This is a genomic window from Microcystis sp. LSC13-02 (assembly GCA_002282935.1).
Classification (GTDB): domain Bacteria; phylum Cyanobacteriota; class Cyanobacteriia; order Cyanobacteriales; family Microcystaceae; genus Microcystis.
The window spans coordinates 843-12121 of sequence record MTBT01000027.1; the positions used below are offsets into that span (position 1 = coordinate 843).

Annotated in this window: 10 protein-coding genes and 1 tRNA gene; 5 read left to right on the plus strand and 6 right to left on the minus strand. The window is 46.5% G+C overall.

Going from position 1 to position 11279, the window contains the following annotated elements; genetic code table 11:
• Positions 1–11: 11 nt before the first annotated feature.
• The 4 genes from BGL89_RS01655 to BGL89_RS01670 all read right to left on the minus strand — a co-directional run bounded on the left by BGL89_RS01655 (position 12) and on the right by BGL89_RS01670 (position 3084).
• A complete protein-coding gene (locus BGL89_RS01655) occupies positions 12–137 on the minus strand; it encodes a hypothetical protein (RefSeq protein WP_286824026.1) in 126 nt (41 codons plus the stop codon).
• A gap of 18 nt (positions 138–155) precedes the next feature.
• Positions 156–1034 (minus strand): UDP-N-acetylmuramate dehydrogenase, encoded by an 879-nt coding sequence (gene murB, locus BGL89_RS01660; protein ID WP_286824028.1) that lies wholly within the window; start codon positions 1032–1034, stop codon positions 156–158.
• 281 nt (positions 1035–1315) lie between these two features.
• Entirely contained in the window at positions 1316–2806 is a 1491-nt protein-coding gene (gene murC / locus BGL89_RS01665; protein ID WP_286824030.1) for a UDP-N-acetylmuramate--L-alanine ligase, read from the minus strand.
• 35 nt (positions 2807–2841) lie between these two features.
• Entirely contained in the window at positions 2842–3084 is a 243-nt protein-coding gene (locus BGL89_RS01670) for a hypothetical protein (RefSeq protein WP_286824032.1), read from the minus strand.
• 131 nt (positions 3085–3215) lie between these two features.
• On the opposite strand from BGL89_RS01670, the gene BGL89_RS01675 reads away from it, so the two are divergent.
• Entirely contained in the window at positions 3216–4232 is a 1017-nt protein-coding gene (locus BGL89_RS01675; RefSeq protein ID WP_286824034.1) for a type I glyceraldehyde-3-phosphate dehydrogenase, read from the plus strand.
• A gap of 84 nt (positions 4233–4316) precedes the next feature.
• Here the strand turns inward: BGL89_RS01675 and BGL89_RS01680 are convergent, their stop codons facing one another.
• Complete coding sequence (locus tag BGL89_RS01680; protein ID WP_194016479.1) at positions 4317–5093, minus strand: ABC transporter permease; 777 nt, start codon at positions 5091–5093, stop codon at positions 4317–4319.
• 126 nt (positions 5094–5219) lie between these two features.
• Between BGL89_RS01680 and BGL89_RS01685 the strand changes: the two genes are divergently transcribed.
• Positions 5220–6332 (plus strand): DegT/DnrJ/EryC1/StrS family aminotransferase, encoded by a 1113-nt coding sequence (locus tag BGL89_RS01685; RefSeq protein WP_286824036.1) that lies wholly within the window; start codon positions 5220–5222, stop codon positions 6330–6332.
• Between the two features lie 337 nt (positions 6333–6669).
• Here BGL89_RS01685 and hflX read toward each other — a convergent pair whose 3' ends face one another.
• Positions 6670–8373 (minus strand): GTPase HflX, encoded by a 1704-nt coding sequence (gene hflX / locus BGL89_RS01690; protein ID WP_286824038.1) that lies wholly within the window; start codon positions 8371–8373, stop codon positions 6670–6672.
• A 713-nt stretch (positions 8374–9086) separates the two neighbouring features.
• Here hflX and BGL89_RS01695 point away from each other — a divergent pair.
• The 3 genes from BGL89_RS01695 to BGL89_RS01705 all read left to right on the plus strand — a co-directional run bounded on the left by BGL89_RS01695 (position 9087) and on the right by BGL89_RS01705 (position 11219).
• Entirely contained in the window at positions 9087–10913 is a 1827-nt protein-coding gene (locus tag BGL89_RS01695) for a peptidoglycan DD-metalloendopeptidase family protein (RefSeq protein WP_286824040.1), read from the plus strand.
• 91 nt (positions 10914–11004) lie between these two features.
• Positions 11005–11078: transfer RNA gene (locus BGL89_RS01700), tRNA-Met, on the plus strand.
• Entirely contained in the window at positions 11079–11219 is a 141-nt protein-coding gene (locus BGL89_RS01705) for a hypothetical protein (RefSeq protein ID WP_286824042.1), read from the plus strand.
• The last annotated feature ends 60 nt before the right edge of the window (positions 11220–11279 follow it).

The window sequence follows — 11279 nt, forward strand, 5'->3', positions numbered from 1 at the left end:
CCCGGGTCGCGTCAACCCCATTGACGCGACCATTCTAAAAAGGTGGCGTGGTGAGGAATCGCCGTCCGTTTTACGGCGGCGAGGATGTCAAAAAAATATCTGCCGTCGCACTCCAGCCCATCGCGGCTGAGTTCCACCGTTATCGAGAAAAATAGTTAAATCCCGTCAAATTCTCCTAAAACTTTCACTTCTGGTTCTAACCACAAAGACCAGCGATCGAACACTTGTTCCTGCACATGACGAATTAAACGCAGAATATCCGACGCTTTTGCCGAACCAATATTCAGGATAAAATTAGCGTGTAATTCTGATACTTGCGCCCCACCAATTTGATAACCTTTTAATCCCATTTCCTCAATTAAAGCCCCGGCAAATTGCGGTTTAGGATTGCGGAAAACACTACCACAACTAGGACGATCATAGGGTTGGGTACTTTTGCGATGGAGTAAATTATGGGTAGTAATTGCCATTATTTCCTTGCGATTATCGGTAGCTTCTAACTGAAATGTGGCTTCGATAACTAAACGTTGATCCCCTTGCAGAGAAGAACTGCGATAACTATAATTTAAATCTTCTTTGCTTAAAGTTTCTAACTGACCATCGGGATTTAATACCAGCGCCCGCACTAATCGATCCGCCACACAGGAAGTATGTGCGCCCGCATTCATCACCACAGCACCCCCCACCGTACCGGGGATACCCACCGCCCATTCTAAGCCCTTCCAGCCCCGTTTTGCCGCTCTCCAAGCTATTTTTGGCAGGGGTTCCCCCGCTGCTGCTGTAATCGTAGCAGTTTCGCCATCAAAACAACTCGATCGCAGATGGCGAGTATTGAGGACAAGTCCGGGTAAACCTCGATCGCTGATTAGTAAATTTGAACCAGCCCCCAAAACAGTCAAGGGCAAATCTTGCGATCGCCACCAAGCGAACACTTCTCTTAATTCCTCTAGATTAATGGGTTCGGCATACCATTGCGCTCTTCCCCCCACCCGGTAGGAAGTGAAATCAGCTAGAGAAACAGAGGTTTTAATCATAGGGTTTTAGGGGGTTGGGGAGCATTTTCAGTGAACAGTAATCAGTAAACAGTGATCAGTAAACAGTAAACAGTGATCAGTGATCAGTAAACAGTGATCAGTGATCAGTAAACAGTGATCAGTAAACAGTAAACAGTGATCAGTGATCAGTAAACAGGTATAAAGATATAGCGCTTTTCACTTTACTGAGGTATCAACAAGTTTTGCCAACAAAGGGTTTAAGCCCCTTGCCCATACCTCATTCTGATGAAAACTGCTATAAAGATAACTAACTAATTAACTTAAAACTTACATCTGATAACTGATAACTGATAACTGATAACTGATAACTGATAACTGATAACTGATAACTGATATGCTAATTGTTCGCAGTAAACAGAGAGCATTTCCGGGATAACTTGATTGAGATTGCCAGCGCCGAGGAACAGAGCTAGATCCCCTGGTTGGAGAATTTCTAGCAGGAATTGACCTAAAGAACTCAATTCGGGGTGATAGTAGGCATTTTTATGGTGTTTTCTCACCTGTTCGGCCACTTGCTGCCCGGTGACGTGATTGATATTCACTTCCCCAGCACTATAAATATCCGTTAACACTACCACATCGGCGGAACTGAAAGCGGAGCCGAATTCCTCTAAAAAGGCAGTGGTGCGACTGTAGCGATGGGGTTGGAAAATAGCGATCGAACGTTGGTACTGTTTGCCTTCTACCTTCAATTTTGCCGCCGCTAAAGTAGCCAACAATTCGCTAGGATGGTGGGCATAATCATCGATAAAAGTAATGCCGTTTGCCTCTCCCTTGTGTTCAAAACGGCGTTTTGCCCCAGCAAAAGTAGCGATCGCATCGGCAATAACGGCAAATTCTAAACCGAGATAACGTCCGATAGCAACCACTGCCAAAGCATTACTAATATTATGTTGCCCGGGGATTTTCACTTCCATTTGTCCCAAATAACTACCTTTTTCCCAGACGGAAGCTTTCATCATTCCCTGTTCATAGATAATCTCGCTGACGGTGTAATCGGCACCTTTTTCGGGATCGAGACTATAACTGATCGTGGGACGGAAATGCTCGGCGATCGTGTCACAATCTAAACAAGCGACTAAAATCTGGCACTGATTAGCGAATTCATGGAAAGTGTCGATAACTTCGCTTAAATTATGGTAATGATCGGGGTGATCTAGCTCAATATTAGTGATTACGCCGATTTTCGGGGCGTGCTTGGTTAAGGAACCATCGGACTCATCGGCCTCAGCTACTAAAAAACGACCTTGACCAAGACGAGCGTTACCTTCCCAAGCGTCCACCTCACCACCGACAATGATCGTGGGGTCTAATCCCGCTTCCAGGAGAACGTAACCGATTAGGCTGCTAGTGGTGGTTTTTCCGTGGGTTCCAGCGACGGCGATACTGTCGTAATCGGCGATTAAAGCCGCTAAAACGTCGCTACGGTGAAAAATTGGGTATCCTAAGTTTCTGGCCGCTTGATATTCCTTGTTATGGTCATTAATCGCCGTGGAGCAGATTACTTGCGGAACTGTTTGGCTACTATTTTGCGGGCCCGGAGAATGAAATAAAGCTAAATTATTTGCCTCTTGACGGTGGAAAATCTGCGCTCCCGCTCCCTGTAGACGTTGGGTGATATGAGTAGGACGTAAATCCGAGCCAGACACAGGTAAATTGCGCTTGGCTAAGATATAAGCGAGGGCTGACATCCCAATACCGCCAATACCGATGAAATGGAAAGGTTGTCCGTTAAAATTAACTTTTTTCACTGTTTTCACTCCTCAAACCCACGATTATATAAGTTTTAAACTCGATCGGTAGTAAAGTCAACTTCATGATAGGAGCATTTGAGCAGAATTCCAAAATGTTGCCCAGTTGCCTTGCAAAATCCTTGACGCAGAATTAAATTTTTTTCTCCCAATTCCTTTTTTTGGGGAGTGGGAAGTGGGATGTAGGGTGTGGGGTGCGGGGTGTGGGGTGTTTTGCCGCAAACCCTATTTAGGCTAATTTTGGCTTTAAATCGCTTTAATAAATTAAATTTGCTCATTTAAACCCGATAAGATTGGTGAGCTAATAAATTATTTTCGATCGGGATCGCAAAGTTCAACCTTTAGGGTATGATTGGGAACATTAATTATTTTTTTATGTATTGCACTAAAACGTAGAGGGCAAGCAGCAGTGATTAGAGTAGCGATCAATGGTTTCGGACGGATTGGACGTAATTTCCTAAGATGTTGGTTAGGACGGACTGATAGTGGCTTGGAGGTAGTGGGGATCAATGATACATCCGATCCCCGAAGTAACGCTCACCTGCTCAAATATGACTCGATGTTAGGCAAACTTAACGCTGATATCGATGCCGATGATAATTCTTTAATTGTTAACGGTAAAACCATTAAATGTTATTCCGATCGCAATCCCCTCAATCTGCCCTGGGCAGAATGGGGTGTAGATCTAGTGATCGAAGCTACCGGTGTTTTCGTCGATGAAGAGGGCGCTTCTAAGCATATTGTCGCAGGAGCTAAAAAAGTCCTCATTACCGCACCGGGTAAAGGTTCGGGTGTGGGAACCTATGTCGTCGGTGTCAACGCTCACGAATACGAACACGATAAATACAATGTCATCAGCAATGCCAGTTGTACCACCAACTGTCTTGCTCCTGTCGTCAAAGTGATTCACGAAAACTTCGGCATCATCAAAGGGACGATGACCACCACCCACAGTTACACTGGTGATCAACGCATTCTCGATGCTAGTCACCGAGATCTCCGTCGCGCTCGCGCCGCTGCCGTTAACATCGTTCCCACCTCCACCGGTGCTGCCAAAGCTGTAGCCTTAGTTATCCCCGAAATGAAAGGGAAACTTAACGGTATCGCCCTGCGTGTACCCACTCCTAACGTTTCTGTAGTGGATTTAGTCGCGCAAGTGGAAAAAAGCACGATCGCGGAACAGGTAAACGAAGTTCTCAAAGAAGCTGCGGAAAATTCTTTGAAAGGAATTCTCGAATATAATGATTTACCCCTCGTTTCCTCTGATTATCGCGGTGTTGATGCCTCCTCGATCATCGATGCTAGTCTAACGATGGTGATGGGTGGCGATATGGTGAAAGTTATCGCTTGGTACGATAACGAATGGGGTTACTCCCAACGCGTGGTTGATCTCGCTGAAGTCGTCGCCAGCAAGTGGAAAGGCTAAATCAGTTATCAGTAAACAGTAATCAGTGAACAGTGGGCGTTAAACCCTTAGCAGTCAGGAGTGGTTAGTGGTTAGTGATAACTGTTAACTGATAAGTGACAAATTCTCACTGAAAAAGCGCCGATAGATTCCCTCTGTCACCAATTGAGCGGTGATTAGGTTAGCTAGGGCAATCATAAACAGGATCAGTATCTGGTAGGAAGCGGCGTTTAAAGGTTCGCTTCCTGCCAATACCTGTCCGGTGAACATTCCGGGTAAACTGACTAAACCCACTACCATCATCTGATTGAGGGTGGGGATTAAACTAGCTCGAATGGCTTCTTTTTGATAAGCTGCGATCGCTTGTTGAGGGGTTGCCCCCAAACAAAGATGGGTTTCGATTTCTAAACGGTGACTTTTAATCGCACTGCTTAATCTTTCCCCGGCTAAAGAGGCACTATTCATCGCTTGCCCTAACACCATCCCCGTCAAGGGAATTAAGTATTGGGGTGAGTACCATTGTTCTGGTTGAATAATTAAAGCGATCGCATAACCTAAAGTTAGACAGCTACTAATCAATAAAGAGCCGAAAACTAGCGGTAATAAGCCTTTATCCCGGCTATCAATGCGATTTTTAGCAACAATAGTCGCAATAGTCATCATCACTGCCAAAATCCCCAGCACAGCTAGAGGATTATCCAGGGAAAAAATAACGGCGATAACGTAGCCTACCACTAATAATTGCAGGATCGATCGACCGGTCGCTAATAATAATTGTCCCTCTAGGGCTAAATTTGACCAACGGGAGAGGAGTAAACAAATACCCATCATCCCCAAAGCCCAACCCAAATCCACCAGATTTAGTTCTACTAATCCATCCATAAAAATAAAAGAAACAAATTACAAGGATACTTCATCTATAAATAGCAAGTTTATAATTATTTTTGACTAATTAATCCTTCTTTTCGCCGACAAATCCCGATTAGTCTCTAATTTGAGTGAAAGCGCGTGAGTAAAATTCCCCCCGTCGATTTATCCCGTCAATACCAAGTCATCAGCGAAGAAGCTAACCATGCCGTTTTAGAAATCCTCCGTTCTGGGCGCTATATTGGTGGCGAAGCTGTGAGCGAATTAGAACGACAATTCGCCCTCTATCATGGTGTTAGCGATTGTGTTGCCTGTAATTCAGGGACCGATGCCCTTTATCTGGCACTGCGCTCCCTCGGTATTCAAGCGGGGGATGAAGTAATTACTTCTACTTTTTCGTTTATTGCCACCGCCGAAGCGATTAATTTAGTCGGTGCAGTACCGGTTTTTGTCGATATCGATATTAATACTTTTAACCTCGATGTGGCACTGTTGGAAAAAGCGATTACTCCCCAGACTAAAGCGATTATCCCAGTACACCTTTTTGGGCAATCTGTCAATATGTCTGAGGTGGTAAATTTCGCTCGTTCTCATAATTTATTGGTGATTGAGGATTGCGCGCAGGCAACGGGAGCAGAATGGCATGGGCAGAAAGTGGGGAGTATCGGCGATATTGGCTGTTTTAGCTTCTTTCCCACCAAAAATTTAGGCGGTTGTGGCGATGGTGGCGCAATTACCACCAATAACCCCGAGTTAGCGGCACAAATTCGCATGATTAAAGAACACGGCAGCAAGGAGCGTTATCTCCATGAGGTAATCGGAGTGAATAGCCGCTTAGATGCCATTCAAGCGGTTATTTTGCAAATTAAGCTGAAATATCTCGATTTTTGGAATAATCAACGGATCGAGATTGCCCAACGTTATCGGGAATTACTGCAACCCTTGCCTAATATCACTTTACCTGCCGCTTTAGCCGGAGGTAAGCACGTTTGGAATCAGTACACAATCCTAACGGAAAATCGTGACCAAATTCGGGCGGCTTTGCAGGAAAAAGATGTCCTATCCATGGTTTATTATCCGATTCCTCTGCATTTACAGCCGGTTTATCAGTATTTAGGCTATAAAAAAGGCGATTTACCTGTGGCTGAATTGGCCAGTGAAAAAGTGTTATCTTTACCTATGTTCCCCGATTTAAGCTTCGAGGAACAACAACAGGTAGCCTATGCGCTGAAAGATTGTTTGCATAGTTCCTAAGTTATCAGTGGGAATTAGGAATTAGGAATTATGAATTATGAATTATAAATTATGAAGTGGGGAGAAAAAAGCTGCCGACCGCCGACCGCCGACCGCCTCCTCTCCTGACTTGAAAATAGAGGCTGAAATAACGCAAATTCGTCAATCATACTAAATCCGTTGAGTATGGGCTACATATCAGGAGAGGCACTGACTTGAAAATAGAAGCTGAAATAACGCAAATTCGTCAATCAGAATATTTTCATCTCTGGTGGTGAAAATTTTTTCATCAGGACTGACTCGGAGAATACTGACTCCTAACTCCTGTCTCCTGAATACTGACAGCTTACTGCTATACTTAAGCGATTAAATCGATTAACTTTTGTTTTAAAGTTTCCAATCCTAGCCGACGAATAGCCGAGATAAAAACAGCTTGGGGGTATTTTTCCTTAGCTATTTCCAAATCCTCGCTTTTTACCTGATCCAACTTATTAAACACCATTAACATCGGACCGGTTTGAATCGGCATCTCCGAGAGGATTTTTAATACCGAGGCAATCTGACTTTCCCAAGCTGGATGGGACAGATCCACCAGATGGAGTAATGCTTCTGCTTCCGTTACTTCCTCTAAAGTTGCCCGAAACGCATCCACCAGCGAGGGGGGTAATTCGTGGATAAAACCCACCGTATCGGTTAGTAAAAGGGTGTGAGAGACTTGGGTGAGGGGATCGGTAATAGTTAAGCGTCGGGTGGTGGGATCGAGGGTAGCAAACAGTTGATCGGCGGTATAAACTTCGGCAGCGGTGAGCGCATTAATTAAAGTAGATTTTCCCGCATTGGTGTAACCGACGATCGCCACACTGGCTACATCTTGTTTTTGCCGTTGTTTGCGTAAACGGGAACGATGAGCTTGCAGTTGATCTACCTCATCCTGGAGACGGGATAAACGACGTTGAATAGTTCGGCGTTCTGTTTCTAATTTTGTCTCCCCCGGTCCGCGAGTGCCAATTCCTCCCCCCAATCTCGACATGGCTAATCCGCGTCCGGTGAGACGGGGTAAAGTGTATTCTAATTGGGCTAATTCTACCTGTAGTTTACCCGCTTGGGATTGGGCCCGTTGGGCGAAAATATCCAGGATTACCTCGGTGCGATCAACGACTCTCACCCCGATTTGGTTCTCTAGATTGCGAATTTGGGCGGGAGAAAGGTCGCGATTGAATACAACTAAATTAGCCCCCGAAGTTTGCACCTGTAGGGCGATTTCTGCCACTTTTCCCGAACCGATCACTGTTTGAGGATGGGGATGATCGCGTTTTTGTCGGGTGACTTGCAAAACTTTGCCCCCGGCGGTATCAACTAAACGTTCTAATTCGCTTAAACCGTCCTCAAACTGGCGATCGCTCATCCCGTCGGTGATTAAACCAACCAATAGCACCCGATCTTCGGCTGTATCAACGGTTATAGCCGTAAATTCTCTCTGAAACTCCGCCTCTAGTCCTTCCACTAACTCTAAAAAGTCCTGTTTGCTTAAATCCTCTAGATTTAAGGGAGGGGAGACAGACCAGTATATATTACTATTGACATTTGTTTGACTTTGTGGTATGAGATGAGCCAGATAGACTTGCTCCACATAACCAGTTGCCCCACCACCGCGACGGATCATACCTGTACCGGTTAGAGTTAAGGTCACCAGTGCGTCTAATCGTTGCAAAGCCATGGCGGTTAAACTGGATTCTTTTGGCGGTTCCTGCTTGAGTTCCGTGGCGATGCAACGAATTCCGCAAAGACGCTCAGAACCGTAGCGGGGTAGTTCCAAGAGAGAAAATTGGGTTTGTCGGGGGGTTCCCACTCCCACACGAATTACCTGGCCGCGACGGTTGATATAGGTGCAGAGGGGTTGATGGATATCGGTACTGATGGCCGCCAGTCTTTGGGCGAATTCTGGGGTGGTGAGAGTATCGATAGGCAAGCGTTCATAGTACAGCCTTTGTAGCTGTTTCATCTGACTGGCTTTCAGTCCCTGGGTATTGCCGAAGATGGTATCGATAGGCTTTCCTCGCAATTAGAATTTTATCTATTATTGTAGCGATTATGAGACTCGCCGCTCCTTGAGGGCGTTTCTTTCTCCTCAAAATGAGGTGTGATAGTTAGGGCTTGCTGAATAAATCTAAAAACCTTGTTGGGTAAGACTTTTAGACTTTTTGTCAATCAAAAAGTACCAGTTCTGGGAGTGATCGGGCCCTCAGAATCGGTAAAAACCTACACCCCACACCCCACACCCTGTCCCCACGAAAAACTTTTTCAGCAGACCCTAGTTAGTAAAAGTATAGTCAAATATAGACAGACTGAATTCCATTTCAGAAATTCCCTTCACTCTATTAAAAACGGATGGGAAATGATTAATAATTTCTTTGTAAACGGCAAAACAGATAAAAAATTTCTATGAAAAACGGGCAAAAATTGGCAGGACCAAAAATGCTGATCAGCTTGGAACAACTGAGATAGAGCATCGTCAATCTGGACATTCAAAATGTCACCAACTTGCCGTGATCCCGATGCTAATAGTCAGAGGGAGACTTGCACAATTTCAAAATCTAAGTTAATCTCTCCTAAAAGTCACCTTTAGGTATTTTGACTAAAAAGAAAGTTGCCTAACTTCTACTCTAGCCTCAAGGCTAATGCTGAAAGCTAGAATCATCGGCTGAATCGACTGGCTCTAGCTAACTCTTTACACCACAGGAGGTCTGTTTGAAAGAGACTTTTATCCACAACCCCATGACATCCGCTACCCCAGAACAGAATTGCACTGCTGAGTCTAACCGAGTCCGTTGCTCGGCTGCCCTGCTGGGATTAGCACTCTCTCTGGGAGTACCTAGCATTCTCAACTCCACCTCAGAATCAGCCCAGGCCGCCAATTCTGTACCCTTAGAATGGGAAGTAATTGACCTGTCCCAAAAAGCAAAAGGTGCGGGTAAAGAACTAAAAGAACCGCAAATAATCCAATCCCAAGCACTTGCTACCGTCAAATTCATCGCCACATCAGTGGTTGAGCATCAGGTAAAACCGGGAGAATCCCTGTGGAGTTTAGCCGACACCTATCAAACCACCCCTACAGCGATCGCTACCCGCAATAATCTCCCCCCCCAATCCGATCTGATTATCGGACAAACCTTAAAAATTCCCACTCCTGAGCAGTTGCCCCCGGCAGCCCCGGCAGCAACTCCTGAGCAGTTGGATAGTTCCTCTGCTAGTCTGCGTCAAACCCGTCAACGTCTCCAAGAAAGTTTGGCCGCCTTACGGACCGAGGAAATCCCCCATCAGTCCGATTCCGGGGAAACAGTAATCGTCACCGAAACTACCGCTCTCGTTCCCGATAATTCGCCAACCGCTGTCGAGATTCCCGTTATTGCTCCCGAAGAATCGCCCCGACCAACCAGCCAGGTGATCCCGATTCCCGTTCCCACCCCTGAAAGCGATCGCCCGATAGCCACAATTCCCGTTAATCCTCCCTTGACAAGCAGACCGGAAATTCCCAGCGTCGCCCTAGGAAATCCGGCTCCTGTCACTGAAATTCCCGCCGTTCCCAATCCTCGGGTCATAATTCCCCCAGAAAATCAAGTTTATCGGGTTCGGCCAGGGGATACCTTAAACACGATCGCTCGCGCTCTCGGCATCACCCCCGCCGAATTAGCCAGGGAAAACGGCATTGACAACCCCAACCGGATTAAAGTTAATCAAACCCTAGTGATTCCCGACCGCTCTGCCAACGCTAGAGTTAATCAAAATCTTACCCCCTTGGTCGGCGCTCGCCCTAGATTGTCCTTTAACCCCAGCAATCGACAAAATTTGCCCGCCGCCACTGCCACCACGGAGACGGAAGAATTCCCCGAAAATATCACCGGCAGCTATCGGGAAAGATTGCGCCAAGAGGTGGCTAATCTGCGGGAAACTAACCTTTCGGAAACCCAGAAAAGTATCGCTATTCCCGTCGATAATCCCTCAGAAACCGTCGATGATCGGCAAATAACCCCTAATCCTCAATGGGCTGCCCTTCGTTCTCGTTCTAACCAAAGCACCCCCCCACAGATTATCGGTTCGGCTCCTACCAATGTGGAAGAATATAATGACCGCCTACGAATTCCCGTCGGCGAAACCGTAGAACCTTCCCTTCCTCCCCTCACTAATCCCGATGAGTATTTACCTAATCCCACCCCCATTTTTACCGGCTTTATCTGGCCCACCAGGGGTGTGTTAACCTCCGGTTTCGGTTGGCGCTGGGGCAGACCTCATCGCGGCATCGATATCGCCGGTCCAGTGGGTACACCCGTTGTGGCCGCGGCTGCCGGTGAAGTAATCTCCTCCGGTTGGAATTCTGGCGGTTATGGCAATCTGGTGAAACTGCGTCACCCCGATGGTAGCACCACTCTCTATGCCCATAACAGCCGTCTGCTGGTGCGTCGCGGCCAAACTGTTCAGCAAGGCGAGCCAATCGCCCAGATGGGTAGCACCGGTTTTAGCACCGGCCCCCACCTACATTTCGAGGTTCACCCCTCCGGCCAGGGAGCAGTCAATCCCATGGCTTTCCTGCCAGGCAGACGTTAAAGATGCCCCCAAAGGGAAGAAAAAATCTTCCCTTTTTTGCTCTTGTGCAATTGGGGGATTGTGTGTTATTATTGATAACTGTGTAAACAACGGCTTAGTAGCTCAGTTGGTCAGAGCAGGGGACTCATAAGCCCAAGGTCGGCAGTTCAAATCTGCCCTGAGCCATTGGACAAGATCCAAGAAAACCAGCAAGATTTTGACATCCTCGCCGCCGTAAAACGGACGGCGATTCCTCACCACGCCACTTTTTTAGGGTGGTCGCTGAACGGGGTTGGCGCAGATAGCGAAAAACGCTTAATTGCTTAAGTCTGACACTTTCTCCACGTCCATTTTGAGTGTCCGAATGCCCTCCGGCCACTTTGAACA

What these genes read in the sequence shown, in the direction of transcription:
- murB (WP_286824028.1), bottom strand. Translation starts at nt 1,034, where the DNA reads ATGATTAAAACCTCTGTTTCTCTAGCTGATTTCACTTCCTACCGGGTG.
- BGL89_RS01670 (WP_286824032.1), bottom strand. Translation starts at nt 3,084, where the DNA reads ATGAGCAAATTTAATTTATTAAAGCGATTTAAAGCCAAAATTAGCCTA.
- BGL89_RS01680 (WP_194016479.1), bottom strand. Translation starts at nt 5,093, where the DNA reads ATGGATGGATTAGTAGAACTAAATCTGGTGGATTTGGGTTGGGCTTTG.
- BGL89_RS01695 (WP_286824040.1), top strand. Translation starts at nt 9,087, where the DNA reads ATGACATCCGCTACCCCAGAACAGAATTGCACTGCTGAGTCTAACCGA.